This window comes from Variovorax sp. NFACC27 (genome assembly GCF_048301545.1).
Taxonomy (GTDB): Bacteria; Pseudomonadota; Gammaproteobacteria; order Burkholderiales; family Burkholderiaceae_C; genus Variovorax; species Variovorax gossypii.
In genome coordinates, this window is sequence record NZ_CP157613.1 from 985762 (window position 1) to 1011868 (window position 26107).

At 63.5% G+C, this 26107-nt stretch carries 25 protein-coding genes and 2 pseudogenes; 16 read left to right on the forward strand and 11 right to left on the reverse strand.

Features of this window, described 5'->3' with window-relative positions:
* Positions 1 to 491: 491 nt before the first annotated feature.
* The 11 genes from ABL840_RS04510 to petA all read left to right on the forward strand — a co-directional run bounded on the left by ABL840_RS04510 (position 492) and on the right by petA (position 11267).
* Positions 492 to 941 carry a hypothetical protein gene (locus tag ABL840_RS04510; protein WP_093299016.1) on the forward strand — a complete coding sequence of 150 codons (450 nt, stop codon included), beginning with the start codon at positions 492 to 494 and terminating at the stop codon, positions 939 to 941.
* 263 nt (positions 942 to 1204) lie between these two features.
* Positions 1205 to 1651 (forward strand): hypothetical protein, encoded by a 447-nt coding sequence (locus ABL840_RS04515; protein WP_093299019.1) that lies wholly within the window; start codon positions 1205 to 1207, stop codon positions 1649 to 1651.
* A 137-nt stretch (positions 1652 to 1788) separates the two neighbouring features.
* A complete protein-coding gene (locus ABL840_RS04520) occupies positions 1789 to 3144 on the forward strand; it encodes a TolC family protein (protein WP_093299021.1) in 1356 nt (451 codons plus the stop codon).
* The gene (locus ABL840_RS04525) at positions 3141 to 4865 is read left to right on the forward strand and encodes an efflux RND transporter periplasmic adaptor subunit (protein WP_093299024.1); all 1725 of its coding nucleotides are present in this window, start codon (positions 3141 to 3143) and stop codon (positions 4863 to 4865) included. Before ABL840_RS04520 ends, ABL840_RS04525 begins: the two co-directional genes overlap by 4 nt.
* Positions 4862 to 8026, forward strand: coding sequence for an efflux RND transporter permease subunit (locus ABL840_RS04530; protein WP_093299026.1), 3165 nt, complete (start codon positions 4862 to 4864; stop codon positions 8024 to 8026). Before ABL840_RS04525 ends, ABL840_RS04530 begins: the two co-directional genes overlap by 4 nt.
* Before the next feature lie 423 nt (positions 8027 to 8449).
* Positions 8450 to 8761: a hypothetical protein gene (locus ABL840_RS04535; RefSeq protein ID WP_093299029.1), complete on the forward strand. Its 312-nt coding sequence runs from the start codon at positions 8450 to 8452 to the stop codon at positions 8759 to 8761.
* 90 nt (positions 8762 to 8851) lie between these two features.
* On the forward strand, positions 8852 to 9148 hold the full coding sequence (locus ABL840_RS04540) for a hypothetical protein (RefSeq protein WP_093299031.1): 297 nt from the start codon (positions 8852 to 8854) through the stop codon (positions 9146 to 9148).
* A gap of 110 nt (positions 9149 to 9258) precedes the next feature.
* Entirely contained in the window at positions 9259 to 9720 is a 462-nt protein-coding gene (locus ABL840_RS04545; RefSeq protein ID WP_093299033.1) for a copper-binding protein, read from the forward strand.
* A gap of 287 nt (positions 9721 to 10007) precedes the next feature.
* Positions 10008 to 10337, forward strand: a complete 330-nt coding sequence (locus tag ABL840_RS04550) for a P-II family nitrogen regulator (RefSeq protein WP_093299036.1) — start codon at positions 10008 to 10010, stop codon at positions 10335 to 10337.
* A 42-nt stretch (positions 10338 to 10379) separates the two neighbouring features.
* Positions 10380 to 10634, forward strand: coding sequence for a DUF2933 domain-containing protein (locus ABL840_RS04555; protein WP_093299038.1), 255 nt, complete (start codon positions 10380 to 10382; stop codon positions 10632 to 10634).
* Positions 10635 to 10661: 27 nt separating this feature from the next.
* Complete coding sequence (gene petA, locus ABL840_RS04560; protein WP_093299040.1) at positions 10662 to 11267, forward strand: ubiquinol-cytochrome c reductase iron-sulfur subunit; 606 nt, start codon at positions 10662 to 10664, stop codon at positions 11265 to 11267.
* Between the two features lie 151 nt (positions 11268 to 11418).
* On the opposite strand, the gene merA is transcribed toward petA, so the two are convergent.
* The 4 genes and pseudogenes from merA to merT form a co-directional block, all read right to left on the reverse strand.
* Positions 11419 to 13095: a mercury(II) reductase gene (gene merA, locus ABL840_RS04565; RefSeq protein ID WP_093299042.1), complete on the reverse strand. Its 1677-nt coding sequence runs from the start codon at positions 13093 to 13095 to the stop codon at positions 11419 to 11421.
* A gap of 30 nt (positions 13096 to 13125) precedes the next feature.
* Positions 13126 to 13546, reverse strand: a pseudogene (merC, locus tag ABL840_RS04570) (organomercurial transporter MerC).
* A gap of 10 nt (positions 13547 to 13556) precedes the next feature.
* Positions 13557 to 13835 carry a mercury resistance system periplasmic binding protein MerP gene (merP, locus tag ABL840_RS04575; protein ID WP_093299044.1) on the reverse strand — a complete coding sequence of 93 codons (279 nt, stop codon included), beginning with the start codon at positions 13833 to 13835 and terminating at the stop codon, positions 13557 to 13559.
* Between the two features lie 12 nt (positions 13836 to 13847).
* Positions 13848 to 14198, reverse strand: a complete 351-nt coding sequence (gene merT / locus ABL840_RS04580; RefSeq protein WP_093299046.1) for a mercuric ion transporter MerT — start codon at positions 14196 to 14198, stop codon at positions 13848 to 13850.
* Positions 14199 to 14270: 72 nt separating this feature from the next.
* Here merT and merR point away from each other — a divergent pair, with 72 nt between their 5' ends.
* Complete coding sequence (gene merR, locus ABL840_RS04585; RefSeq protein WP_176947364.1) at positions 14271 to 14699, forward strand: Hg(II)-responsive transcriptional regulator; 429 nt, start codon at positions 14271 to 14273, stop codon at positions 14697 to 14699.
* A 577-nt stretch (positions 14700 to 15276) separates the two neighbouring features.
* Positions 15277 to 17208, forward strand: coding sequence for a cytochrome c/FTR1 family iron permease (locus ABL840_RS04590; RefSeq protein ID WP_093299048.1), 1932 nt, complete (start codon positions 15277 to 15279; stop codon positions 17206 to 17208).
* A gap of 212 nt (positions 17209 to 17420) precedes the next feature.
* On the opposite strand, the gene istB is transcribed toward ABL840_RS04590, so the two are convergent.
* Both istB and istA read right to left on the reverse strand, forming a co-directional pair.
* Positions 17421 to 18230, reverse strand: a complete 810-nt coding sequence (istB, locus tag ABL840_RS04595) for an IS21-like element helper ATPase IstB (protein ID WP_027730573.1) — start codon at positions 18228 to 18230, stop codon at positions 17421 to 17423.
* Positions 18223 to 19734, reverse strand: coding sequence for an IS21 family transposase (gene istA, locus ABL840_RS04600; protein WP_027730572.1), 1512 nt, complete (start codon positions 19732 to 19734; stop codon positions 18223 to 18225). The genes istB and istA overlap by 8 nt, the downstream gene beginning before the upstream one ends.
* Before the next feature lie 110 nt (positions 19735 to 19844).
* Here istA and ABL840_RS04605 point away from each other — a divergent pair.
* From ABL840_RS04605 to ABL840_RS04615, 3 genes and pseudogenes are all read left to right on the forward strand, one after another.
* Positions 19845 to 20012: pseudogene (locus tag ABL840_RS04605) on the forward strand (transposase domain-containing protein); the annotation flags it as partial.
* Between the two features lie 2 nt (positions 20013 to 20014).
* The gene (locus tag ABL840_RS04610) at positions 20015 to 20596 is read left to right on the forward strand and encodes a plasmid pRiA4b ORF-3 family protein (protein ID WP_093299051.1); all 582 of its coding nucleotides are present in this window, start codon (positions 20015 to 20017) and stop codon (positions 20594 to 20596) included.
* A 6-nt stretch (positions 20597 to 20602) separates the two neighbouring features.
* Positions 20603 to 20848, forward strand: a complete 246-nt coding sequence (locus ABL840_RS04615) for a hypothetical protein (RefSeq protein WP_093299053.1) — start codon at positions 20603 to 20605, stop codon at positions 20846 to 20848.
* A gap of 92 nt (positions 20849 to 20940) precedes the next feature.
* Here the strand turns inward: ABL840_RS04615 and ABL840_RS04620 are convergent, their stop codons facing one another.
* The 5 genes from ABL840_RS04620 to ABL840_RS04640 are packed head-to-tail and all read right to left on the reverse strand — an operon-like array spanning position 20941 to position 26102.
* On the reverse strand, positions 20941 to 21180 hold the full coding sequence (locus ABL840_RS04620) for a hypothetical protein (protein WP_143042876.1): 240 nt from the start codon (positions 21178 to 21180) through the stop codon (positions 20941 to 20943).
* A gap of 45 nt (positions 21181 to 21225) precedes the next feature.
* Entirely contained in the window at positions 21226 to 22137 is a 912-nt protein-coding gene (locus tag ABL840_RS04625) for a cation diffusion facilitator family transporter (protein ID WP_093299056.1), read from the reverse strand.
* 8 nt (positions 22138 to 22145) lie between these two features.
* A complete protein-coding gene (locus ABL840_RS04630) occupies positions 22146 to 22631 on the reverse strand; it encodes a hypothetical protein (protein WP_143042877.1) in 486 nt (161 codons plus the stop codon).
* 10 nt (positions 22632 to 22641) lie between these two features.
* On the reverse strand, positions 22642 to 22980 hold the full coding sequence (locus tag ABL840_RS04635) for a P-II family nitrogen regulator (protein ID WP_093299058.1): 339 nt from the start codon (positions 22978 to 22980) through the stop codon (positions 22642 to 22644).
* Entirely contained in the window at positions 22977 to 26102 is a 3126-nt protein-coding gene (locus ABL840_RS04640; protein ID WP_093299061.1) for an efflux RND transporter permease subunit, read from the reverse strand. Before ABL840_RS04640 ends, ABL840_RS04635 begins: the two co-directional genes overlap by 4 nt.
* Between the last annotated feature and the right edge of the window lie 5 nt (positions 26103 to 26107).

The following is a 26107-nucleotide window of genomic DNA, read 5'->3' on the forward strand; positions in this document are numbered from 1 at the left end:
GCATGCGAGTGATGATGCGAACCCACGTGAACTGTTTCGGCGGCTTCGGCCTGCTCGGTCTCGCAGAAAGCCATGGACGCTGCAGCGTACCCCTGGAACGGTACGGCGAGTGTGAGTGCCCAAAGAAGCAAAACTCGAAAGCAGGACATGCTGCAGCAGCCTTGGTTATCCAATCGACGGGCCGACCAGATTGATGCCCGAATGATTGGTGTCTGGAGAGTGCCGTCTGTCAGATAACAGCTGATTTGATCGTGAGATCGGCCGAGCCCGGCGTTCTTGTCCTTGGTCGAGGCGCCGCCGCGTCAACTTCGCCAAGCCCTCGCGCTCGGCAGGCGGTAGCTCGACGGATGGCTCCCGATAGATGACATAACTGTAATCTGCGCGTGCGGTAACCCACGGACCCGCAGCCTAAAGTTGACGCATCGGAAAGACAAGTCCCAGCGCTGTTCATTTCCGGAAATGCCAACCCTCTGACCGCCAAAGGACCGAACATGAAGACTTCCCTTAGGACCTCCCTGACGCTGGCCGCACTGCTCGGTGCGATCGCAGGACCCGCACTGGCCGGCAACTATGCCGAAGGCGATCCTCGCCCGGCGCCGCTGACCTCGAGTACCAGCCGTGCAGCCGTTGCCGCGGACACGCAGCGCTGGCTGCAAAGCTCAATGGACCAGGGCTATCCCGAGGGCAATCCGCGCGCCGTCGTGAGCGTGTCCTCCAACACCCGCGCGATGGTCCAGGCGGACACGCTGGCCTGGATGCGTTCGGGTCTGGCCGCCGCCACCAACGGCGAAGCGGGTGCGGACACGACTCGCCCTGCCTATCGGCAAGCCGCAGCTGCGTACGCACGCCTGCGCGGTGAGCAGCCGGAGTTCGGCACGCCCGTGGAGCGCCTCACCCAGCAGGGCCAACTGCCGGACGCACCCGCGACCATGCGCCGCTGAGCGACCTGGCCACCGGGCGACCGCCAGGCAATTGAGCGCCGATCACAACGCTGTCGTCCGCCGCAAGCCGCACGTCTTGCCACGGCTCGCCCCGTTTCCTGAGCAACAGGCCTAGAATTCGCGGAACCACTTTCCAGGCACGGACTCCATCAGCAGCGTTTCACGCGTTCTCCAATGCTCATTTCCGCAACCCTCCTCACACGGCTCGCCAACGCATCATGCGCTGGACGTGCGGCCGTGTCGGTGTTGCCAGAGGTGCAGCGATGAGGCGTGGACTCGTGCAGATGGTGGCCCGGGGCCTGATCGGCTTGCTGCTGTTCTCGCAGTTGGCGATCGCCGCTTACGCCTGCCCCGCGCTTTCCGCGGGTCTGGCGGGTGGCTTGTCCACTGACATGTCGATGGCGCAAGGCGCTGTCTCTGCAACAGACAACTCTCGTGACTCGGCCGTGCAAGGATCGCCCTGTGCGGACATGGTGGGCGCGACTGACACGGCTTCCGGCAACCTGTGCGCCGAGCACTGCAAATACGGGCAGCAAAGCGACCACGCATCCACACTGACGGTTCCGCCGGTGTTGCTGTCGGCGATCTATGCCCTGACCCCATGGGTGCCTGAGACGGTGCCTCCTGCGCGCCCTTCGGCCACCTCCCTGAGTGCACTGGTTGCGGCCTCGCCGCCTCACGCCATCCTGCACTGCGTCTCCCGAACTTGATCGCCTGACCGACTTTGCGCCGACGGCCCGTTGTGGGCCGGTACGGCGCGTCGGTCGTGCCTTGCCGTGTTCGTCGAGCTGTGCTCGGTGCACCGGAGCGGCCCGACAACCTACTCGCAGGTTCGTCAGGAGATTCCATGTTCCCCAATCCTTTTGCGGCTGCACCGATCGTGCGATCAGCCCGCCGCCCCGCTCGCCTTTGGGCTGTGGTGTTGGCGCTGTGCGCCGGCACCCTCGGCCTGAGCGCTCATGCACAGCAGACGCTTTCTCTCGATGCGGCACTGCGGCTCGCCGAGGAGCGCTCGCGGCAGCTCGTCGCGCAGGACGCGGCCGCCGGCGCCGCGCGCGCCATGGCCGTGGCCGCAGGACAACTGCCCGATCCCGTGCTCAAGGCCGGTATCAGCAATCTGCCGGTCAACGGGAGTGACCGCTTCAGCCTCACGCGCGACTTCATGACGATGCGCTCGATCGGCGTGATGCAGGAATTCACCCGCTCCGACAAGCGCCAGACCCGCGCGGCGCGCTTTGACCGGGAAGCCGAGGTCGCCGATGCAGGACGTGCTGTGGCTTTGGCCAACCTGCGGCGCGACACCGCGACCGCCTGGCTTGATCTCTATTACCAAGGGCGGATGCGGGAACTGCTGCAAACCCAACGTGCCGAGCTGACCCTTCAGATCGAGGGCGCCGACGCTGCCTACCGCGGAGGCCGCGGCACGCAGGCCGATGTGTTCACGGCCCGCTCCGCGTTGGCGCAGTTGGACGACCGCATCCTTGCGCAGGAGCGCCAGATCGCCACGGCCCAGACGCGTTTGGCGCGCTGGGTCGGGCCGGGCATCCCCCCTCCCTCGTCGGTGCTCCCCGAACTGGGCTCCGTGCGCCTGGACGCCCGCAATCTGGAGGCCCAGATCGGCGAGCATCCCCAGATCGCGCTGATGGCACGGCAGGAAGCGGTGGCGCGCGCGGAAGCTGACGTCGCGCAAAGCAACAAGCGCTCCGACTGGAGTGTCGAACTGATGTACAGCCAGCGGGGGCCGGCCTACTCGAACATGGTGTCGCTGAACCTGTCGATCCCGCTGCAGTTGGACCAGAAGAATCGCCAGGATCGGGAACTCGCGGCCAAGCTGGCCGCGGTCGAGCAGTTGCAGGCCCAGCGTGAGGAAGCGACGCGAGAGAGCACCGCCGAGGCGCTTTCATGGTTGCAGCAATGGCAGAGCAACCGCAAGCGGCTCGGCCTGTATGACAGCTCGCTCATCCCGCTCGCCGCCGAACGCACGCAAGCGGTGCTGGCTGCCTACCGAGGCGGTGCGGGCACTTTGAGCGCTGCACTCGAGACACGACGCATGGAAATCGACACCCGCCTGGAACGCCTTCGCCTCGAGATGGAGACCGCCGCGCTCTGGGCGCAGCTCGAATTCCTGATCCCCGCCAACCATTCAGTGCTCGATACCGGCCCGTCCGCGGCCGCGGGCGAGACCAAGGAATCACAGAAATGAAAACAAGACCTCTCTTTCCTGGACTGATCGCGGCAGCGGTCCTCGCGGCAGCAGCCTTCGGTGCCTACACCTTCGGAGTGCAGCGCGGCAGGAGCCTGGGACCATCTTCCGCCACCTCGGGGGGCACGTCGTCGATGGCCACATCGTCAGCGAACACAACAGCTGCGCCTGCAGTCTCTCCCAACGAAACCGGCGAAGACGCAACACGGCGCCACATCGCCGCAGGCCTCAAGGCCGGCGACACCGACCCGGCCAACGGCAAGAAGATCCTCTACTACCACGACCCCATGGTGCCGGGGAACAGGTTCGACAAGCCGGCCAAATCGCCCTTCATGGACATGATGATGTCGCCCGTCTACGTAGGTGGCGACGGCGACCAGAACAGCGTGACGGTGAGTGCGCGCGTGCAGCAGAACCTGGGCGTGCGAACCGCTGTGGTGTCCGAGGGCACTGTGTCGCCGCAAGTGACCACGGTCGGCAGCATCGCCTTCAATGAGCGGGACCAGGTCATCGTGCAGGCCCGGGCGACCGGGTATGTCGAGCGCCTGAACGTGCGCGCCACGCTCGACCAGGTGAAGAAAGGCCAGCCCCTGGCCGAGCTCTATGTCCCGGAATGGATCGCGGCACAGGAGGAGTTCCTGTCGGTGCAGCGCATGCGCGGCACCGACCTGGCCTCGCTGATCGACGGCGCACGCCAACGCATGCGCCAGGTCGGCATGAACGATGGGCAGATCGAACTCGTCGCTCGCAGCGGCCGCACGCAGCCGCGCATCACGCTGGTCGCGCCCATCGGCGGTGTCGTCACGGAGCTGGCCGCGCGCGAAGGCATGACGGTCAGCGCCGGTACCACGCTGTTTCGCATCAACGGCCTGGCCACGGTCTGGGCCAATGCCGAAGTGCCCGAGAGCCAATCGGCACTGCTGCGACTGGGTGCCCGGGTGCAGGCCAGAACGCCTGCCGCGCCCGGCGAAACCTTCGACGGCAAGGTGCAGGCCATTCTTCCCGATGTGAATCCGGCGACGCGCACCCTGAAGGCACGCCTGGAGCTATCGAATCCAACCGGCAGGCTGGTGCCGGGCATGTTCGTGTCGATGCAGTTCACCGACACGCGCGCCGGCAAGGCGCTGCTGATCCCGACCGAAGCCGTCATCCAGACGGGCAAGCGCGCGGTTGTCATGCTGGCGGAGGACAACGGCCGGTTCCGGCCGGTCGACGTCGAGATCGGCCTTGAAACCGGCGGCCAGACCGAGATCAAGCGCGGGCTGCAGGCCGGCCAGCGTGTCGTGGCGTCCTCGCAGTTCCTGATCGACTCGGAGGCCAGCCTCAAGGGGGTCGAGGCACGTCTGAACGCCGCGCCCAGCACAGCGGCGCCTGCGACGGCCGCGTCCGCCATGCCGGCCGCAGGGGCTCCAAGGCACGTGGGCGAAGGCAAGGTGGAAAGCATCACCAAGGACGCGATGACCTTCTCGCACGGCCCGATTCCGACGATGAAGTGGGGCGCGATGACCATGGAGTTCAAGCTGCCGCCCGGCGGTGCGCCGGTCACCCTGAAGCCCGGCGACCGAGCGAGCTTCGAGTTCTTCATCGACACGGACGACCTGCCGCAGCTCACCCGGGTGGCGCCGCTGGCGGGAGCTCCCGCGGCGGGCGTCTCTGCCGAACCCAAGGCCCCTTCCGCGGCTACGTCCGTGTCGCCCGCGACCCCCGGAAGCAAGCCATGATCGCCAAGCTCATCCGGTGGTCCATCGCCAATCGCTTCCTCGTATTGCTGGCCACGGTGATGCTCAGCGCCTGGGGCGTGTATTCCGTCCTGCGCACGCCGCTGGACGCGCTGCCCGACCTCTCGGACGTGCAGGTCATCATCCGCACGAGCTATCCCGGCCAGGCGCCGCGCATTGTCGAGAACCAGATTACCTACCCCCTGACCACCACCATGCTGTCGGTGCCGGGCGCCAAGACAGTCCGAGGCTATTCCTTCTTCGGTGACTCGTTCGTCTATGTGCTGTTTGAGGATGGCACCGATCTGTACTGGGCGCGCTCGCGGGTGCTGGAATACCTGAACCAAGTGCAGTCACGCCTGCCGGCGGCTGCCAAGGCTTCGCTCGGGCCCGACGCCACTGGCGTGGGTTGGATCTACCAGTACGCGCTGGTCGACCGCGGCGGCACACAGGACGCCTCGCAGTTGCGCGCCTTGCAGGACTGGTTCCTCAAGTACGAACTCAAGACTGTGCCCAACGTGGCCGAGGTCGCCTCGATCGGTGGCATGGTGCGCCAGTACCAGGTCGTGCTCGATCCGGAGAAGCTCGCCGCCTATCGGATTCCGCACACCAAGGCGGTGGAGGCGATCCAGAAAGCCAACCAGGAAACCGGCGGCTCGGTGCTCGAGCTCGGCGAGGCGGAATACATGGTACGCGCCTCAGGCTACCTCCAGGGCCTGGAGGATTTCCGCAAGATCCCGCTGATGACGACCGACGCCGGTGTGTCCGTGCGCCTGGGCGACGTCGCGCGCATCCAGGTCGGACCGGAGATGCGCCGAGGTATCGGCGAGCTCGATGGCGAAGGCGAAGCCGTCGGCGGCGTGATCGTGATGCGCTCGGGCAAGAACGCGCTGGAGACCATCACCGCGGTCAAGGAAAAGCTCCAGACACTGCAGGCCAGTCTGCCCCAGGGCGTGGAAATCGTGCCGACCTACGACCGATCCAACCTGATCGAGCGCGCGGTGCGCAACCTCGGCTTCAAGCTGCTCGAGGAATTCATCGTCGTCGCGGTGGTGTGCTTCGTCTTCCTGTTCCACCTGCGCTCCGCGTTCGTCGCGATCGTCTCGCTGCCGATCGGCATCCTCGCGGCTTTCATCGTGATGCGCTACCAGGGCGTCAACGCCAACATCATGTCGCTTGGCGGCATCGCTATCGCCATCGGCGCGATGGTGGATGCCGCGGTGGTGATGATCGAGAACGCCCACAAGCACATCGAGAAGTGGAAGCACGATCACCCGGACCAGACGCTGCGCGGGGAAACCCACTGGCGGGTGATCGCGGACTCGGCGGCGGAGGTGGGCCCTGCGCTGTTCTTCTCGCTGCTCATCATCACGCTGTCCTTCATTCCCGTCTTCACGCTGGAAGCGCAGGAGGGGCGAATGTTCTCGCCGCTGGCCTTCACCAAGACCTACGCGATGGCCGCCGCAGCGGGACTTTCGGTGACGTTGATTCCGGTGCTGATGGGCTACCTGATCCGCGGCAGGATTCCCGATGAGAAGACCAATCCCTTGAACCGGCTGCTCATCGCTGTCTATCGGCCGTTGCTGAATGCAGTGCTGCGCTGGCCCAAACTGACGCTGGTGGGCGCCGTTGTCGTGCTGGTGCTGAGCCTGTGGCCGCTGCAGCACATCGGCGGCGAGTTCATGCCGCGCCTGGACGAAGGTGACCTGCTCTACATGCCCTCGGCGCTGCCGGGCTTGTCGACGGGCAAGGCCGGCGAGTTGCTGCAGCAGACCGACCGGCTGATCAAGACGGTTCCCGAGGTGGCAAGCGTCTATGGCAAGGCCGGACGCGCAGAGTCCGCAACCGACCCGGCACCGATCGAGATGTTCGAAACGACCATCCAGTTCAAGCCACGCGAGCAGTGGCGCGCCGGCATGACGCAGGACAAGCTGGTCGAGGAGCTCGATCGCATCGTCAAGGTGCCCGGCCTGACCAACATCTGGGTGCCACCGATCCGCAACCGCATCGACATGCTGGCCACGGGCATCAAGAGCCCGGTGGGCGTGAAAGTGGCGGGCACCGACCTGGCCACCATCGATCGCATCACCGGCGAGATCGAGCGGGTGCTCAAAGACGTGCCGGGCGTGTCGAGCGCGTTGGCCGAGCGGCTCACCGGCGGCCGCTACGTGGACGTGAACGTCAAGCGCGACGAGGCGGCGCGGTTCGGCATGAACATCGCCGACGTGCAATCGGTCATCGCCTCGGCGGTGGGCGGCGAGAACATCGGCGAGACGGTCGAAGGCCTGCAGCGTTTCCCGATCAACGTGCGCTACCCGCGCGAGATTCGCGACTCGCTGGAGCAACTGCGCTCTCTTCCGGTCGTCACCGAGCGCGGCGCGCGACTGGTGCTCTCCGACGTGGCGGACATCCGTGTCACCGATGGGCCGCCGATGTTGCGCAGCGAGAACGCGCGGCTGTCCGGCTGGGTCTACGTGGACATTCGGGGTCGGGACCTGCGTTCGGCCGTGCAGGACATGCAGCGCGTGGTTGCGAAGGAGGTGAAGCTGCCGCCGGGCTACGCGGTGTCATGGTCCGGACAGTTCGAGTTCTTGGAGCGTGCCACGGCAAAGCTGAAGGTGGTGGTGCCGTTCACGTTGCTGATCATCTTCGTGCTGCTGTACCTGACCTTCAAGCGCTTCGACGAAGCCCTGCTGATCATGGCGGCGCTGCCGTTCGCACTGGTCGGGGGCATCTGGCTGCTCTACCTGCTCAGCTATAACCTGTCCGTCGCCGGCGCGGTCGGTTTCATCGCGCTCGCGGGTGTGTCGGCGGAGTTCGGCGTGATCATGCTGCTGTACCTGAAGCACGCCTGGGACGAGCGCATCGACGAGGGCAAGACCAGCACCGACGATCTGCTGGATGCGATCCGAGAAGGCGCGGTGCTGCGCGTGCGCCCCAAGGCCATGACAGTGGCGGTCATCTTGGCGGGCCTGTTCCCGATCATGTGGGGAACAGGCACAGGCTCAGAGGTGATGCAGCGCATCGCGGCACCGATGGTGGGCGGGATGATCACGGCGCCGTTGCTTTCGATGTTCGTCATTCCCGCGGCCTACCTGTTGATGCGCAGGCCGCGCAAGGCATCGCGGTGGACGCTTGGAAGGAGCCGTCGTGCGGCCGTCTGAACGCTCCGACTGCCGCCACCTGTGGGGTGCGGTTGCGCTTTGCTTGTGCCTGTCGCTGGTGCTCGGTACTTCAGCGCGCGCCGCAGTCTCCAGCCCAACAACCCCGCCGGCCGGACCGGTGATGACCGCGTCGGCATCCTCGCGCCCGATGCCCACCAGCGCCGAGGATTGTCAGACATGTGCGGCTTGTGCCATCGCACCAGCGCCAGTGGCTCACGCATTCACCGACGAAGGTGAGGCACAAGAACAGACACCGAGGGTTTGGCTCGCGTACGCGCCGGCGGCGCCGGCGCCAGCCTGGTTTTTTGATGCTGGAGGCGGACGGCTGCGATGGCCTGTGCGCATCGCGTTCTGCCGGTGGCTGGATTGATCCGATGAGGTTCCTCTCGAACTGTCAGATCAGACCAACCTCAGGAGAACATCATGAAGAAACTGCTCATTTCCCTCGCCGCCGCCTTGACGCTGGGCGCGGCCTGGCCCGCGCTTGCCGGCCCCGACTTCCAGGTCATCGAGAAAGCGCGCGCGGACCGGCACGCGGCTGTGGCGGCACAAATGGCCATGGCCACCACCAGCAGAGTCGACAGCACCACAGGCCAGCGGGTGAATTGCCCGCTCGAACCTCTGGTGCTGCCGCTGGACCATGGGCCGCGTGCCCAAACGACGCCTGGAGAAAACTGGGTACGCAAGGCGCGCTACGAGGCCCAGGTGAAGGCATGCGCGAACCGCGTGCTGTGAACGCCTGACCGAATCGTTCGACGCGGATGCGATGCGAGCCATCAGCCCACCGAGTCCACTTGATCCCATTTTTTTGAATAGGACCCAGAAATGAAGAACACCCTTGTATTTATCGCCGCAAGCCTGCTGCTGTCCGGCGCCTACGCCCAAAGCCAATCGCAGGAGGCGGCCCCTCAGTTCGACAGCCGGCCCCAGGCAGTGGCGGAGTCGCTGAAGAACGCCAAGCCGCGCGGCGTTGTTGTGCGAATCAACGACGGCAGCACGGCCGAGGGCAGCGGCTCTGGCGTCATGACGTTCGACCGAGCGGAGACAACGGGGCAGCGCCTTGCCGATGTCCGCGAGGCACGCCCCCATCAACTCCCCATGCAAGGAGGGACACCCAAGTAATTCTGAACCGAAAACCGGCACATGACTCCAGACGCGGCTGCCGAAGGGGCCGCTCTTAACCCGGGCCTGAAAAAAACGGCCCGCCTCAATTTCAAAAAAGGAAACACATCATGAAATTCGTTTCGACCGCAACGGTGATCGCTGCCTTGTCTTTTTCTGCCGCCACGTTCGCCCAATCCGGCGACATGGGCAACATGAAGATGGGGGACAAGGGCATGCAGAACTGCATGGAGATGAAGGGCATGAAGGACATGGACATGAAAGGCATGGACATGAAGGACATGGATGCCAAGAAGTGCAAGGAGATGATGAAAGACAGGCCCGCAAAAAGCACCTCCAAGGCATCCAAGTCCACGTCCCATGAAGCTGACGCGGTGGTGAAGGACTTCGATGCGGCCCAGGGCAAAGTCACCCTTGCGCACGGCCCCGTCAAAAGCCTGGGGTGGCCCGCGATGACCATGGGCTTTGGCGTCAAGGACAAGATGCTGTTCGACAAGCTCGCCGTGGGCGCGAAGGTCCATGTCGGGTTCAAGAAAGAAGGTGACGGCTACGTGGTGACCTCGGTGAAATAGAGGGACACAAGACTTCGTGCAAACCTGCGACGACAGCGAACCGTCGCTGGTCGGCGCTTGCCGTAGTCGCATTCCTTCTGACAAATGGGGCGCGCCAGGGGAATCCCAGGCTGGCGCGGCACTCCAACCATCGTGATGGCGAGTCTTGCCGCACTGCAGGTCGCGCGAATGACCTGCAGCCCAGGCGCCCCCTGAAATGGGCACATGTGCGGCGTTGCCGTTCCGAGCGAACTTTTCATACCGTGTTCATCGGCCGATCAGGCCGCACACAACGCAGCGAGGTCATCATGAAATTCAGCTACGTCATTGCCATCGTTCCGCCCGAGACGGTCGATGCGCTGGAGAGAAGGTTCAGGAGCATTGGTATTGGCGGTATGACGCTGACCAAGGTCAAGGGCTTTGGCGAATACAAGAACTTCTTCTCCCGCGATTTGCTCAGCGAGCACACCAAGCTCGAGGTCTTCGTGGAGGAATCACACCTGGAAGGCCTTCTCAATGCCTTGCTGGAAGTCGCTGGCTCGGATGTCCCCGGCGCCGGAATCGCGGCTGTGATGCCCGTCGAAAGATTTCTCCATCTGCGTACCGGAACAGAGTTCCTGCCGGCCCCATCGGTCTAGCGAACGCCTCTGCGAAGTACGCGCTCTGAAAGGATCAATGCCATGAAATGCGATATGCGGACAATGATCAAGGTCGCCGTTGGGTTGGGCGCTGGCCTCCTGGTGGCGTATGCCGCGCTGCCCGAGGCGCGGGCCTTCATCCAGGCCATTGCACCGTTCCTGCTGGTGCTCATCTGCCCGGCAGCGATGCTCTTCATGATGAAAGGCATGAGAGACAACAACAAGGATGTGACCTCCAAGCCTCGCGAAAACGAGGTGGTGCCGGGTGACCGAAAAACCGACCCCGACAAGCCTTGACGGCCAGCGAGCAAGGAGGAGCGTCCCATGTCATGCCCCCCAAGCCGCCCGAACGCCGCACGTCGGAGTTGGCTGATAGCCACTTCCGCAGCCGGCGGCGCTGGCCTGATCGCGACGAGCGTGCCCTTCGTGGCATCGCTGTCTCCCAGCGAGCGGGCGCGAGCGTTCGGCGCCCCTGTGGAAGTTGACATCCGCCCCATCAAGCCCGGTGAGCTGCAGACCGTGGAGTGGCGCGGCAAGCCGGTTTGGGTGCTGCACCGCAGTGCCGAAATGATCGAAGGCTTGCGCCAACACGACGATGTGCTCGCAGATCCGCATTCGCGCCGGCTGGCCCAGCAGCCCGACTACGTGCGCAACGAGCTGCGCTCTGTCAGGCCCGAGTTCGTCGTGTTGACAGGGATATGTACCCACTTGGGGTGCGTCCCGACCTTCAGGCCAGAGCGAGGCGCCGCCGACATCGGCGCATCGTGGCCAGGCGGCTTCTATTGTCCATGCCACGGATCGAAGTTCGATCTCGCAGGTCGCGTGTTCAAGAACGTGCCTGCCCCAAGCAACCTCGAGGTGCCGCCGCACCACTACGTCGCGGAGTCGATGCTGTTGGTCGGCGCAGGGCCTGGGCAGGCGGGAGAGTGAGAGCCGGAGGCGCTCGATGTAGTCGACGGCGGGCAGTCTCGACGTACGGCTTGGCTGCATTGCTCGAGAAACAGATCATTGGTCAATCTCTCGACGATATTGCCTATCGGGTCGTATTCGTTGTCGGTCATTGCTGCCCCGCTGCTGCTCCTCAGCCAGCACAGCACGAAAGCTGTGTAACGTCCTTGGTGAAGGTCTGGGCTGCAAGCTTCAAACCTTCGACCATCGTCAGATAGGAGAAAAGCTGGTCGACCAAGTCTTGGACCGTCATGTGACCTCGGATTGCCAGAGCCGCCGCCTGGATGAGTTCGCCGGCCTCCGCCGCGACCGCCTGCACACCCAGGATTCGGCCGGTACCGACCTCGGCAACGAGCTTGATGAAGCCGCGCGTGTCGAAGTTGACCAGGGCGCGCGGCACGTTGTCCAGCGTCAGCGTGCGGCTGTCGGTCTCGATCCCCGCCTTGCGCGCTTCGGCCTCGGTGTAGCCGACGGTTGCCACCTGCGGATCGGTGAACACGACCGCCGGCATTGCCGTCAAATCGAGCTCAGCCGCTCCGCCCGTCATATTGACGGCCGCGCGTGTGCCGGCCGCCGCAGCGACATAGACGAACTGCGGTTGATTCGTGCAGTCGCCTGCCGCATAGATGCCTGCGACATTGGTTCGCATGCTGTGGTCGATGACGATGGTGCCATGCTCGCCGAGCTTCACGCCTGCAGCTTCGAGAGCCAGTCCGCCAGTGTTCGGCGAGCGTCCGGTGGCAACCAACAGCCGCTCCGCACGCAGAACGCCGTGATTCGTCGTCAAGGCGAACTCACCGTTGGCGTACGCCACCTGGCTCGCCTCGGTCTGCTCCAGCACCACGATGCCTTCATCGCGAAACGCTTCGGTGACCGCCTTGCCGATGGCCGGGTCATCCTGAGAGAAAAGTCTGCTGCGAGCCAAGATCGTGACCTGGCTGCCCAATCGGGCGAACGCCTGGGCAAGCTCCACCGCCACCACCGATGCACCGATCACCACCAGGCGCAGAGGGATCACCGCGCAGGCCAAGGCTTCGGTCGACGTCCAGTAGGGCGTCTCCTTCAGGCCCGGGATTGGCGGCACAGCGGCGCTTGCACCGGTGGCCACCAGGCAGCGCTCAAAGGACACCTCCTGCTCGCCGCCTTCGTTCAGCGTCACTATCAGCGTATGGCTATCCTTGAAGCGCGCGGCGCCATGCACGACCGAGATGGCCGGTGTGCCGCTCAGGACGTTCTCGTACTTGCCATGGCGCAGTTCGTCAACGCGCGCTTTTTGTTGAGCAAGCAGCCGGTCTCGCAGCACGGTCGGCGCCGCCGTGGACAGGCCGGCGTCGAACGGACTTTCGCGGCGCATATGCGCGACATGCGCGGCGCGGATCATGATCTTGGACGGCACGCAGCCGACATTGACGCAGGTGCCACCGATCGTGCCGCGTTCGATCAGCGTGACGCGGGCGCCGTTCTCCACCGCCTTGAGCGCCGCGGCCATCGCGGCGCCGCCGCTACCGATCACCGCGACATGCAACGGTTGGCTATCTGAGCTCGGATGTGCGGCATTACCGAGCCATTGGCGGGCCTTGCCGAGCGGCCCAGCGGGCGCCGAAGTGTCGGCATGCAGCGCGCGGTAGCCGGCCGCTGCCACAGCCGTCGTCAGCGCAGCCGGCGATGTGCCTTCGTCGAGCGTGAGCTTGGCCAGGCGGTCCGGGTAAGACACCGACACCGAGCGCACGCCGGGTACCTTCTGCAGTGCACTGCGCACATGCTCAGCGCACGAGGCACAGGTCATGCCTTCAATTTGCAAGCGGGTCATTGAATGCCTGTCTGTGTAGGTTGAAAATCTTCACTGTCTGCGTGGTTGTGCACTCAAGTCGGGAGCGCACCTGCGATGCGCTGGCGAGAGCAGATCCCAGACCGAGACGGCGACCATGATGGCCAGGCCCGTGTAGAGCAGCCACTCGGTCCACCCATAGCCGAAGAACGGATAGAGCACCGCCAGTACGATCGCGGGACCCACCATGCCCAGCACGCTGCGATGCCATTGCCGATGGCTGAACCAGCCCAAGCCGTTGGCGAGCAGTACCACCACGGCAGACAGCGGCAACACGCGGGTCATGACGAGCTCCTCATACCGGTTCAGGAAGCCCAGTCCGAGCGCCACCCCCCAGGCTCCCCAGCGCCGGAAAGCACCCCGCGCAGCCCATCGCAGAGACGACGGTGCCCAGCGCCCCGGCCTTGTCCCCAATGCGAGTTATCAATCCCATGGTGAAGGACCTATTGCTTGGCGGTCGACGGGTAACCCGCGTCCGCTGTGGCCTTGGTCAGCGCCTGGATGCTGGTCCTGGCGTCATCGAACGACACCACCGCCTGCCTCTTGTCGAAGCTGACTTCGGTCTTGCTCACTCCGTTGACCTTGCTCAGCGCCTGCTTGACTGTGAACGGGCACGCCGCGCAGGTCATGCCCGGTACGGAGAGGGTGACGGTTTGCGGCGTGGCCCACGCGGGAGCGGTGAACGCAGCGAGCAGTGCGAGAACAGAAAACAGCTTTTTCATGAAGAGGTCCTTTCAATAGAACAAGGGCAACACATAGGGAAACGCGAGCGCCACGACGACCAAAATCGCCACGATCCAGAACACGACCTGGTAGCCGAGCCGCACCTGGGGCGCGGCACAAACGTCCCCGGGCTGACAGGCCTGCACCGGCCGAAAGATGCGTCGAGAGGCGAAGAACAGCGCGACCAGCGCCACCCCGATGAAGAGCGGCCGATATGGCTCGAGCGCCGACAGGTTCCCGATCCATGCCCCGCTGACACCGAGCGCGACCAGAATCAGGGGGCCAAGACAACACGTCGAGGCGAGCAACGCGGCAAGTCCCCCTGCAATCAGGACTCCGCGACTGCTTTTCGTTTCTGGCATTGCCGCCATCCTTCCGGTTGTTTTTGAACTGGAGTAACCTTACTTCCGTAGTCAAGTACGGAGTCAAGCGGTATGGCAAATCAGGTGCACAACACCCTGACCATCGGCGCATTCGCCGAGTCGGCCGGGGTCAACGTGGAAACAATCAGGTTCTACCAACGCAAGGGCCTGCTGCCGCAGCCGGACAGGCCCTACGGGAGCATTCGGCGCTACGGAGAGACTGACGTGGCGCGTGTTCGGTTCGTCAAGTCCGCCCAGAGCCTGGGTTTCAGCCTTGACGAGGTATCCAGCTTGCTCGCATTGGATGACGGCACCCATTGCGATGAAGCGCGTCAGGTTGCGGAAGAGAAGTTGGCCAATGTGCGCTCCAAGCTGGCCGATCTCCGCCGCATCGAGTTCGTTCTGGCTACGCTGGTTGACGACTGTTGTGCGAGTCACGGCACGGTGTCATGTCCGTTGATTTCCGCGCTGCAGGAGCAGGCTGTGGCTCCGCCCGCCTGAGGCAAGCGAGAGAAGCGCTCGATGTGCCGAGTGCCCAGGGGGGCGAGATCAGGCCAAACCAGCGGCGGCAAAGTGTCAATCGACCAACCGAAGTTGAGCGCTCGAAGGGCCGAGGTGCGCCGATCCTGATGGTGCTCATCAGCCTGTGCGACGCTCTTCATGATGAAGGGCATGCGAGACAACAGCAAGGACATGGGTTCTAAGCCCCGCGACAACGAAGTGGCGTCGGGCCGCAGCCGGCGGTGCTGGCATGCTCTCAACTAACATGCCTTTCGAGACATTGCCGTCTCCGAGCGGGCGAACGCGAACGTTCGTCCACTTTTTGAGTTTCAGTAGCGTGTGATCGTTCGACCGTGTGCGCTCCTGTCACAGCTTGACAGCCCACCTTCCGATAGTTGAGATAGTTGAGGGATCAAGCAAAAAGCTGTGCAAGCCTGCCCCCCAACCGTCACTCCCGGCCGACCGGTGCCACTGTTACAACTTTGTCGAAAGCAGCTTTGAGGCAAATGGATTGGCCTCAAGCAAAAGCTCGGACTATTGAACGAAAATGCTTGTCGTTCTTATTTCGGATTGAAGAATGAAGCGCTTGTTGTTGATTCTGTGGGTTGGACTGTGTTTCATGGGCTCTGCCACCGCGCAGACCCCTGCTGCTGGAGCCGCTGAAGGGCCGCGTCAGCTATGGCAGCTGCTGGACTATGTCGCCGTGGACTACGGTGGTGCGGTCGACAAAGGCGCCATCGTCAGCGAGTCGGAATATGCGGAGATGCGAGATTTCACCACCAATGCGGTGACCCAGGCGCGCAGCCTTCCTGCGCATGCCTCCAAGGAAGCGGTAGTCACTGCTGCCACCAAACTGCAGGCGGCCGTTTCCGGTAAGGCAGATAGCGCAGAGGTCGCGCGCCTGGCGCATGAAGCGGAAGCGCTGCTGGTGGCCGCCTATCCTATCCCCGTGGCACCGAAGGCCCTGCCAGACCTCAAGCGAGGCGCGGCGCTCTTCCAAGCCCAATGCGCATCCTGTCACGGCACTGCGGGCGGAGGCGATGGACCACTCGCAGCCAAAATGGAGCCACCGCCGATCGCCTTCACGGACCGGGAACGTGCTCGCTCGCGAAGTCTCATGGCGCTCTATCAAGTCGTCTCCCAGGGCGTTACCGGCACGGCGATGCCGAGTTTTGCTGGGCTGCCCGATGAGGACCGGTGGGCGCTGGCGTTCTTTGCCGGCACGCTTTCTCATGATGCTGGCATGCGCGAACGAGGCGAGCAGCTGTGGAAACGAGATGCCGCAACTCGCAAGGAATTCGCAGACCTGGCCGCAGTGACCACGGTCACCGAAGTGGCAGCAGCCGCCCGGATCGGGCCTGAGGCGGCTCGAGATGTGACCGCCTTCCTGCGCAGCCAGCCCGAGGCGGCGTCCGCGGCGGGGAACGCCGGCGCGTTGACCCTTTCCCGCACGCGCCTTGACGAGAGCCTGGCCGCAATTCGCAAGGGCGACAAGCCGACGGCCACGCGGCTGGCGCTCTCCGCCTACCTTGATGGCTTCGAGCCGCTGGAGCCGTCCCTGGGCGCGCGCAACAAGGCGCTTCTGACGGAAGTGGAAAACGGCATGCTGGCCTATCGCTCGGCCATTGCCAACGGCACGCTGGCTCAAGCCGAGGCCGCAGCTCAAAAGCTGGACTACCTCTTTGCCGAGGTGGAAAAGGAGCTGGGTGGGGAATCGGCCGCACCGCTCACCACCTTCCTGGGCTCTCTGACGATCTTGCTGAGAGAAGGGCTCGAGGCTCTGTTGATCGTTGTCGGCATGGTGGCCTTCCTGAAGAAGGCCAATCGTCCGGACGTCCTGCGCTACGTGCACGGCGGCTGGATCGTGGCGTTGGCCGCCGGCGGTCTGACTTGGGCGGTGGCAACTTATTTCGTGAACATCAGCGGGGCAAGCCGAGAGGTGACCGAAGGGCTCTCGTCGCTCTTTGCCGCGCTCGTGCTGCTGAGCGTGGGCTTGTGGATGCACCAGAAGAGCGCTGCGGGCCGTTGGCAGGCCTACCTCAAGGAAAAGCTGTCCTCGGCCATGTCGAAGCGCTCGGCGTGGGCCTTGTTCGGTCTTTCGTTCATTGCGGTATACCGCGAGGTCTTCGAGACCGTGCTTTTCTACTCGGCCCTGTCCGCCGATGGGAATGGCGATGCACTGCTGGGCGGTCTCGCCTTGGGCGTCGCACTCCTGGCCGTCCTTGCCTGGGTGATGCTCAGGACTAGCGCTCGGATGCCGATCGGGAAATTCTTCAGCATCAGCTCGTTCCTGGTCGCTGTGCTCGCCGTTGTCCTGGCCGGTAAGGGCGTCGCGGGGCTGCAGGAAGCTGGCTGGCTGGGTGCGACTCCGATCATGGCGCCCCGGATCGACTTGCTGGGCATGTACCCCTCGGCCGAAACCGTGGTGGCCCAGGTCATCGTTCTGCTGATTGCGGTCTCGGGCTTCGCGATGAACGCATACAAGGGCCGTCGATTGCAGGCTGCATGACCTTGGGGGTGGGCTGGGCTGTCCGCGCCGAAGTAGAACTGAGCCACCGCGCCGCTTGAATCGTGAGCCAGGGGTGGAAGCCGACGCAGCAATGGTCGACTGTGGATAAGTGTATGTCTTGCCTTGTTCTGTGACCTCCTTTCGCTTCTTGTGATCGAACTCATAAGGCGCGAAGGGCGTAGCCCGTAGCGCCTTGCTACGAGCAGTAGTCGTCAATCGGTGGCGTCGGTTGGATCGGCCTTGGCGCCTGTCTTGCGGGTCTGCTCCCTGGCCTTGATGCGCTTCTTCGCAGTGGCGCTGCTGTGCAGGAAGCGATGGCTCTCGTTGCCCGTCTCCACGATGTGGCAGTGGTGCGTGAGGCGGTCGAGCAAGGCGGTTGTCATCTTCGCGTCGCCGAACACCGTCGACCATTCGGCGAAGTCCAGGTTGGTGGTGATCACCACGCTGGTGTGCTCGTACAGCTTGGACAGCAGGTGGAACAGCAGCGCGCCGCCGGCCTGGCTGAACGGCAGGTAGCCCAGTTCGTCCAGGATCACCAGATCCATTCGCAGCAGGCTCAGCGCGATACGCCCGGCCTTGCCCTGGGCCTTCTCTTGCTCCAGTGCATTGACCAGATCGACCGTCGAGTAGAACCGCACGCGCTTGCCGTGGCGCACGATGCCCGACACGCCCAGAGCCGTTGCCAGATGGGTCTTGCCTGTGCCTGGACCACCGACCAAGACCACGTTGTGCGCGGCCTCGGTGAACTCCAGCATCGCGAGCTGGTGGACCAGCTTCTGGTCGATCACCGACGCGTCGAAGTCGAAGCCGGCCAGATCCCGGTGCACGGGGAAGCGCGCCGAGTTCATCTGGTGCTGGACCGAACGCATCGAACGGTCTGTGGTCTCCGCCTGCAGCAGGTGCTCGACCAGCCAGCGCGAGGCATCCAAGCCGGACGCGGCACCTTGCTCCGCCAGATCGCACCAGGCACTGGCCATACCGTGCAGGCGCAACGCCTTGAGTTCGACTGTCACGTCACGCATGGTCCACCTCCTGTCCACGCAAGCCGTCGTAGCGGGCCGTGTTGGCCAGCGGTGGCGTGACGATCTGCAGCGCCGTCTGCGCACTCTGCGGTGCTGCCGGTGCGGTGAGCCGCCCGAGCACATTGACGACGTGCTCCACGCTGACACGGCCCGATGGCGGACCACTCTCCAGCGCCAGCTCGACCGCCACGATCACCGCATCCAGCCCCGCCGTCGGCACGATGGCCAACACCTGGGCCATCACGCGATCTCCACCGGCCTGGCGCAGCAGGCCGCGGCGCAGTTGCTGCAGCGCTTCGGGCATGTCCGCGAAGGGCGCACCGTTCCTCAATGCACCAGGCTTGCGCTGGATGAGCGGAATGTAGTGCTGCCAGTCGTAGCGGGTGCCGCCAGAGGCGCTCAGGCGCTCGTGGCGCGCCACTGCCGCGTCTTCTGCGACCACCACGACGTTGCCCGGGTACAGCCGCGTGCTGACCATCTGCCCAGCCAGCTCGCAGGGCACCGAGTAGCGATTGCGTGCCACCGACACCAGGCAGGTGCTCGACACCCGCGCTGGCTTCTCTACGTAGCCATCGAAGGGCTCAGGCATGGGCATCAGGTGGGGACGCTCGTGCTCGAGCATCTCGGCCACGCTGAACTGGCTGTGCTCGGGGTGGCGCACCTCGTTCCACAGCGCTCGGCATCGCTCGCCCAGCCAGGCGTTGAGTTCGACGAAGGAGCCGAAGCGGCGCCGGCCCGCCTCGATCCAGATGCGCCGACGGCTGTCCTGCACGTTCTTCTCCACACGCCCCTTCTCCCAGCCCGAGGCCACGTTGCAGAAGTCGGGGTCGTACAGGTAGTGCGCGCACATCACTGCGAAGCGGGCATTGACGGTGCGGCCCTTGCCCTTGTGAACCTTGTCCACTGCGGTGCGCATGTTGTCGTAGATCCCACGGCGCGCCACACCGCCCAGCGCTGCGAACGATCTTGTGTGGGCGTCGAACAGCATCTCGTGGCCTTGGCTCGGGTAGGCCACCAGCCAGAACGCACGGCTCGCACACAGCTTCAGGTGCGACACCTGCATGCGGTAGTAGATGCCGCCGACGACCAGGCCTTCTTCGCTCCAATCGAATTGGAAGGCCTCGCCGAGCTCGAAGGTCAGTGGAACGAACGCGGTGACGTTGACCGCCTGTCCCTCGCCCTGGCGCCAGGCTCGAACGAAGTCAGTGACGGCCGAGTAACCGCCGTCGTAGCCCGCCGCCTTGATCTCGGCGTGCAGCGCACGTGCTGTGCGCCGCTCATGCTTGGGCCGTCGCGCATCGGCCGTCAATGCCCGCTTCAGCGCTTCCTCAAACGGGCTGAGCTTGTTGGGGCGGGGATCGCGCCGGTACTTCGGCGCCTCCTTCACCGGCGCGCGCAGCCACTTGGAAACCGTGTTGCGCGACAGTCCCGTCCTGCGCGCTATCTCGCGCTCCGACAGCTTGTCCCTCGCGTGCAGCCGTCGGATCTTGCCAATCATGTCCATGGTGATCACTCCTCGAACCCCGCTGCTTAAATAAACAGCAGGGTAGGTTGAACACCTGGCTCACTTTTACTTCGGCACTACCTGCAAAACTGGCTCAGTTTCCGGTCGGCGCCAACATCTATAGCCTCGTAGAGACCGCCAAGCTGAACGGGCTCGACCCCGAGGCTTACCTGCGCGATGTGCTCGGGCGCATCGCGGACCATCCGATCAACCGCATCGACGAGTTGCTGCCGTGGAACATCGGCCGACACGCCGAAGACCAACGACAAGCAGCTTGAGCATGGCGAGCAAGGTACAACGAATCAAGGCACCAGCGGCGATCCTGCAGTTGCACATCGAATTGCGCGGCACCAAGCCCAAGGTCTGGCGCCGCGTTCTGGTGCCGGACACGATCACCCTGGCCAAGCTGCACGTTGTCATCCAGGCAGCCTTCGGCTGGGGCCACTCGCATCTGCACGAGTTCATCGCTGGCGACGGCGAGCGCTATGGCACGCCAGATCCGATGTACGACGATCCTGGCTCGATCACCAGCGAGAGCACGCGACTGACCACCGCCCTGAACCGGTCGACGCTGAGCTACGTCTACGACTTCGGGGACTACTGGGACCACCGCATCAAGGTCGAGAAGAAGATCGCACCGATTCCGGAGTTCGTGCTCCCGTTCTGTGCCGGCGGTGCCTGTGCAACGCCGCCGGAGGATTGCGGAGGCGTGCCGGGTTATGCGCAGTTCGTGCGGGCCATGGCGAACCCTGACGATCCCGAGCACGATGATCTGCTCGAATGGATCGGTACCGATACCTGGGACCCCTTGGCCTTCGACACCATCGAGATCAACGACCGACTCGCCGAGGTCAAGGTCTGAGCGGCAATGGCTCGGACGAACTACATCGAGGCCCTGATCGAGGACGGCGGCGAGATCACAATCGGTGCGCTGCCGCCGCACGAGTGCGTCGCCACAGCCGCCGATGGCAGCAACTGCCTGGCCATGCTTGTGCGTCGCGATGGTGAGAGCCTCAACGTCCTGCTCAAACGCCTGGACAAGGCCATCGGCCTGGCTTGGTCAAATGACACGTTCGTCGACGAGGTCAACGACGGCGAGAGCGACCTGCTGTAGTTCCTCCGTCGATCCAGCGTCAAGAGGGGTCTTGAGACGACGCTTACTTTCTTTCCGCGATCAGGAGTTCATCTATCGATGAACACCGAGCACTATTTCTTGGGTTTCCCGTGGCTCTTGTGAGCCGCCGTGCTTTTCGTCTTGGCGTCACGGCCCGAAAGTCGATCGAGCAAGCTTTTTGTTTGGGGGCGGCGATGTGCCGCTGGATAGTCGCGGCGATCTTTCCACCATCGAACTAGAAGAAAGATTACAGCGCCGATGACGAGGATGCTGATGTACAGGCCCAGCATCATGAAAAAATGCGATCCGTCGTCGATTGTGGTGCGGTGCACGGCCGTTCCTTTCCGTCGAACTCAGAATGGTTCGGGTATGGAAGATCACTCGAAACGATGTGTTTCCGACGCCTGACCGCATGGAACGCGTTCGGGTTGGATCGTCGAGTGATGTATATCAAAGCGCTCCGCGAGGACGCGGGTCCCCTCAGCCACGAGACTGTCGAAGTCACCGATCGCGCTGACTAGATGAACGCTCAAGCTCACCTTGCCGCTGGAGATAGCCCAGACGTGCAGTTCGTGAATGGAATCGACCCCGGGCAATTCGCACAGCGCCTTTCCGATCTCTTCAACATCGACATCGTCCGGCGCACCCTCGAGAAGAATATTCATGCTGTCTCGCAGCAGCAGCCAAGTTCGCGGCAACACCCAGAATCCAATCGCGACGGCGATAATCGAATCGACCCAAGTCCAGTCTGTGAGCCAGATCACGACAGCCCCCACAATCACTCCCATCGACCCGAGCATGTCGCTCCAGACCTCCAGGTAGGCGCCCTTGACATTGAGGCTTCGATCTTTGCCCGACGAGAGCAATCTCATGCTCACGAGGTTTACGACGAGACCTAGTGCCGCAATGATCAGCATCGGGATGGAGTCGACCGTTTGCGGCGCACGCATCCGTTGCCAGGCTTCATAGAGGATGTAGATGGCAACGCCGAAGAGCAGGAGGGCATTGAACGCCGCCGCTAGGATCTCGAACCGGTAGTAGCCGAAGGTCCGCTTGGTATCTACTACGCGCTTACCGATTTGGATCGCTGCGAGCGAAATAGCCAGCGCCACCGTGTCGGTGAACATATGCGCCGCGTCTGAGATCAGCGCGAGGCTTCCGGTGACGAGTCCTCCGATCACCTCCGCGACCATGAACGTCGTCGTAAGGGCCAGGGCAATCCACAGGGATCGCTCGTGACCAGGGCCGGATACGGCCTGTACATGCGAGTGAGAGTTTCCGGATGCCATGATCGCTTTCAAAGATTGGGGCTGGGAAGCCGGCCAGGGCCGCTCGTGCTCCCGGTCTTGATCGCATCGGCCGTTGGCCTTGATCGAACTTCCAAGGGGGTTCCGCAACGAATCACATTGGTGAAGACGACATCGCCTACGGTGACGGGGTGGCCGTCGCTCACCATGACAACATGTGAGTGCTTGGACCCGCCGGAGCGGTACGACAAGCGAGCGAAGCGCGACATCGCAAATTGTTGTTGGCTTGCCGTCTGTCGGCAATCGGTCCGGCCGCCTCCTCGCAGTTGACGCGCGGAGGCCACCTCGGTCACCTCTGCGGTGCGCCAGCCTTCGCGGAACGCACCGGCGTCCTCCATGAGGTTCGCGCAGCCGCCCAAGCTTGCGGCGCAACCCGTGCCGAACACAGCCATCACGAGCAGTCGCCTGGCCCGCAAGGCGCCTGCGCGATCACCACCCCTCTCGAGACAATGGGCGCGCGGATCGGAGTTGTTCATCACGGCACCATCAAGCGATCGCTTGCGCGTACCCGACATCCATTACGTATATCCACCCCGCACCCGCCTGGCCAGTATGGGCCGCGGCTGCGATGACCTTCACGAACTCATCGACATCGTCATCATTGCAATGGAGTTCGAGCTTGTACTCGTTCACCACTTCGTCGCCAAGTTCAATGGAGTAGCGACGCTCAGCCTCGTGAAGCGGCGTCAACGATCCCTTCACGACGTACAGGGTAAGGTTGTGCAGGCGACCGCGTGCGTCGTCTCCCCAGGCGCTTGCCCCCTTCAATGCGGCAATCACAGCCGCGACCCTGTTGCTGTGGACGTATGCCTTGATCTCTTTCATGGTGTTTCTCCTTCTACGATTTCTTCGGCCTTGGCCTTGCGCCTCTCGGCACGCTGCTCCGCCCACTCGTACATCAAGGGCAGGATCAGCAGCGTCAACGCGGTCGAAGTGAAGAGGCCACCCACCACGACCGTTGCAAGCGGGCGTTGCGTCTCGGCGCCGACGCCGGTCGACAGCAGCATCGGGATGAGGCCAAGGATCGCGACAGACGCGGTCATCAGCACGGGGCGCAGCCGCAGCGCGGCCCCCTGTTGAACCGCCTCCCGGATCGGCAAGCCCTGTCGTCTCAGGTCGTTCAGGAACGTCACCATCACAATGCCGTTCAGCATGGCAACGCCGAAGACAGCGATGAAGCCGATCGCCGACGGGACCGACAGGTATTGCCCGCTGACAAACAAGCCGACGATGCCGCCGATGATTGCGAATGGCACGTTGGCGATGATGAGCGTCGCATGCCGTACAGAGTTGAAGGCGGTGTACAGAAGGATAAAAATCAGACCGATGGTCAACGGAACGATCACCCCGAGCCTCGCCATCGCGCGCTGCTGATTCTCGAAGGAGCCGCCCCATTCGATCCAGTAGCCGGTTGGCAACTCGACTTGCGCCTTCAGCTGCGCATCCGCCTCTTTCACGAAGCTGTCGACATCGCGGCCCTTGACGTCCATCTGGAGCACTGAATAGCGCTGCAGCGACTCACGTCGGATGAAAGAGTACCCCTCGTCGAGCTCGATCGATGCGACCTGCGAGAAAGGCACCAGCGCCCCCCCTCCCGTGCGGATCGGAATGCTGGCAATGGCCGCGGGGCTGACCCGGAACTCGTCGGAGAGACGAACCGCGATTTCAAAGCGCTTGGTGCCATCGATCAATGTGGAGACCGCACTGCCGCCGATTCCGGATTGCACGACCTCAAGGATCTCGTCTGCGTTGATGCCATAGCGCGCCGCAGCGTCCCGGTTGACCTTGATGATGAGCTGCGGCTTGCCCTTGTTGGCTTCAGCCGACAGGTCCGCAACACCAGGGATCTTCCCGAGCACGCCTTGAATCTTGCCGGTGAGCCTGTCGAGCGTGGCCAGATCCTCCCCGTACAGCTTGAGCGCAAGCGTGGCCCGCACCCCAGAGATCAGTTCTTCGACACGAGATTGGATCGGCTGGGTCGCGCCGAACACAACCGTGGGCACCACTTTTTCGAGCGCCTCCTGCATGTCCGAGGCGAGTTTTCCGTAGGAAATTTTCTCCGGCCACTCCCCTGGCGGCTTGGTGTCCAGGTTCAGCTCCATGTAGTTCACGTCCGTCGTCTCGCCGCCTTCGGCGCGGCCGATGGTTGCAAGCACGGATCTGACTTGGGGAAATTGCTTGCGCAAGGCCGCACTCACCTCGTTGGAGACGCGGATGGACTCGTCCAATGACGTAGAGGGAATGCCCGTAACCCGGAACTGGATCGTTCCTTCCTGGAGCTGGGGCATGAACTCCTTGCCCAGGAACGGGAACAGCGCCAGCGAGGCGAGCAGTAGGACGATCGCCGAACCGACGACTAAGCGCTTGCGCTCAAGTGCCCAGTCCAACAGCGGAAGGTAGATCCGCTTGGCGCGACGAACGAGGAAGGTGTCCTTCTCCTCTTTAGGCTTCAGGATCATCGCCGCGAGCACTGGGACCAACGTCAGCGAAAGCAGGAGCGAGCCTGCCATGGCGAACGTGATGGTGTACGCCATCGGCTTGAAGAGCTTTCCCTCGAGCCCGGTGAGCGAAAACAAGGGCAGGAAAACCACGATGATGATCAGGATAGCGAATGCGATCGGGTTGACCACCTCTCGGGCCGCTTCGAGGATGAGGTGAGTCTTCTGAATCGGCTTGCCGGATTCTTTCGCATGCGCCAGAAGTCGGAATGCGTTCTCGACCATCACGACCGCGCCGTCCACCATCATCCCTGTGCCGATCGCCAAGCCGGCAAGCGACATCAGGTTGGCCGAGACACCGAACTGCTGCATCAGGATGAATGCGATCAACATCGCCATTGGCAGCGTGATCACCACCACGATCGCCGAACGAAACTCGCCCAGGAACAGGAAAAGAATCACGGCGACAAGGATCGCGCCTTCGACCAGCGAACTCTCCGCGGTGTTCAGGGCTTTCTTGACCAACTCGGTGCGATCGTAGACCGGCTGCAGCGTCACGCCCTTCGGCAGCGCTGCTTGCGCCACGGCCAACTTGGCTTTGACGGCATCCACCACGTTCTTCGCGTTTTCGTTGACCCGAGCCAATGCGATACCCAAGACGGCTTCCTTGCCGTCTCGTGTCACTGCGCCGAATCTGGGCGCGGGAGCCTCCTTGACCTGAGCGACGTCCCGCACATATACAGGCGCGCCGTTGCGCTCTGCGATGACGATCTGCTCGATGTCCTTTGTGGTTCCCACCAGCCCGAGGCCGCGCACCAGAAACTGTTCCGCGCCGAGATTGATCGATTGGCCGCCAACCTGCTTGTTGTTGGCGGTGAGCCGCTCCATCACCTCCTTGAAGCTCACGCTGTACTTGATGAGCTTTCGCGGATCGATCTGAACCTGGAACTGCTTCTGTTCCCCGCCCCACGAGACGATGTCGTCAACACCGGGGGCCGTACGAAGGATCAGCCGCACGGTCCAGTCATGGAGCGTACGAAGGTCCATGGTGCTCATCTTCTTGTCTTCGGACTCGACGGTGTACCAAAAAACCTGGCCGAGACCCGAGCTGTTCGGACCCAGCACCGGTTCGCCATAGCCTTGAGGCAGGCGCCCTTTTGCTTCCTGCAGTTTCTCGCCCACCAAGCGGCGAGCGAAATAGATGTCAACATCGTCCTTGAAGTAGACGCCGACGTAAGACAAGCCAAAGAGCGAGACCGAGCGCACTTCTTCGACGCCCGGCAAGCCAGCCATGGCGCCTTCGATCGGTGTCGTGAGCAGCTTTTCCACGTCCTCCGCGGCCAGGCCTGGGGACTCTGTATAGATATTGACTTGAACCGGGGTAACGTCGGGGAAGGCATCGACAGGGACATTGCGAAATGCCTGAACACCGAGTCCGACCAAGACGGCAAAGAAGACCAGGACGAGTACTTTGTATCGAAGCGACGCGTCGACGAGTGCATTGAGCATGTTGT

What these genes read in the sequence shown, in the direction of transcription:
- ABL840_RS04510 (WP_093299016.1), top strand. Translation starts at nt 492, where the DNA reads ATGAAGACTTCCCTTAGGACCTCCCTGACGCTGGCCGCACTGCTCGGT.
- ABL840_RS04515 (WP_093299019.1), top strand. Translation starts at nt 1,205, where the DNA reads ATGAGGCGTGGACTCGTGCAGATGGTGGCCCGGGGCCTGATCGGCTTG.
- ABL840_RS04520 (WP_093299021.1), top strand. Translation starts at nt 1,789, where the DNA reads ATGTTCCCCAATCCTTTTGCGGCTGCACCGATCGTGCGATCAGCCCGC.
- ABL840_RS04525 (WP_093299024.1), top strand. Translation starts at nt 3,141, where the DNA reads ATGAAAACAAGACCTCTCTTTCCTGGACTGATCGCGGCAGCGGTCCTC.
- ABL840_RS04530 (WP_093299026.1), top strand. Translation starts at nt 4,862, where the DNA reads ATGATCGCCAAGCTCATCCGGTGGTCCATCGCCAATCGCTTCCTCGTA.
- ABL840_RS04535 (WP_093299029.1), top strand. Translation starts at nt 8,450, where the DNA reads ATGAAGAAACTGCTCATTTCCCTCGCCGCCGCCTTGACGCTGGGCGCG.
- ABL840_RS04540 (WP_093299031.1), top strand. Translation starts at nt 8,852, where the DNA reads ATGAAGAACACCCTTGTATTTATCGCCGCAAGCCTGCTGCTGTCCGGC.
- ABL840_RS04545 (WP_093299033.1), top strand. Translation starts at nt 9,259, where the DNA reads ATGAAATTCGTTTCGACCGCAACGGTGATCGCTGCCTTGTCTTTTTCT.
- ABL840_RS04550 (WP_093299036.1), top strand. Translation starts at nt 10,008, where the DNA reads ATGAAATTCAGCTACGTCATTGCCATCGTTCCGCCCGAGACGGTCGAT.
- ABL840_RS04555 (WP_093299038.1), top strand. Translation starts at nt 10,380, where the DNA reads ATGAAATGCGATATGCGGACAATGATCAAGGTCGCCGTTGGGTTGGGC.
- petA (WP_093299040.1), top strand. Translation starts at nt 10,662, where the DNA reads ATGTCATGCCCCCCAAGCCGCCCGAACGCCGCACGTCGGAGTTGGCTG.
- merA (WP_093299042.1), bottom strand. Translation starts at nt 13,095, where the DNA reads ATGACCCGCTTGCAAATTGAAGGCATGACCTGTGCCTCGTGCGCTGAG.
- merP (WP_093299044.1), bottom strand. Translation starts at nt 13,835, where the DNA reads ATGAAAAAGCTGTTTTCTGTTCTCGCACTGCTCGCTGCGTTCACCGCT.
- merT (WP_093299046.1), bottom strand. Translation starts at nt 14,198, where the DNA reads ATGCCAGAAACGAAAAGCAGTCGCGGAGTCCTGATTGCAGGGGGACTT.
- merR (WP_176947364.1), top strand. Translation starts at nt 14,271, where the DNA reads ATGGCAAATCAGGTGCACAACACCCTGACCATCGGCGCATTCGCCGAG.
- ABL840_RS04590 (WP_093299048.1), top strand. Translation starts at nt 15,277, where the DNA reads ATGAAGCGCTTGTTGTTGATTCTGTGGGTTGGACTGTGTTTCATGGGC.
- istB (WP_027730573.1), bottom strand. Translation starts at nt 18,230, where the DNA reads ATGCGTGACGTGACAGTCGAACTCAAGGCGTTGCGCCTGCACGGTATG.
- istA (WP_027730572.1), bottom strand. Translation starts at nt 19,734, where the DNA reads ATGGACATGATTGGCAAGATCCGACGGCTGCACGCGAGGGACAAGCTG.
- ABL840_RS04610 (WP_093299051.1), top strand. Translation starts at nt 20,015, where the DNA reads ATGGCGAGCAAGGTACAACGAATCAAGGCACCAGCGGCGATCCTGCAG.
- ABL840_RS04615 (WP_093299053.1), top strand. Translation starts at nt 20,603, where the DNA reads ATGGCTCGGACGAACTACATCGAGGCCCTGATCGAGGACGGCGGCGAG.
- ABL840_RS04625 (WP_093299056.1), bottom strand. Translation starts at nt 22,137, where the DNA reads ATGGCATCCGGAAACTCTCACTCGCATGTACAGGCCGTATCCGGCCCT.
- ABL840_RS04630 (WP_143042877.1), bottom strand. Translation starts at nt 22,631, where the DNA reads ATGAACAACTCCGATCCGCGCGCCCATTGTCTCGAGAGGGGTGGTGAT.
- ABL840_RS04635 (WP_093299058.1), bottom strand. Translation starts at nt 22,980, where the DNA reads ATGAAAGAGATCAAGGCATACGTCCACAGCAACAGGGTCGCGGCTGTG.
- ABL840_RS04640 (WP_093299061.1), bottom strand. Translation starts at nt 26,102, where the DNA reads ATGCTCAATGCACTCGTCGACGCGTCGCTTCGATACAAAGTACTCGTC.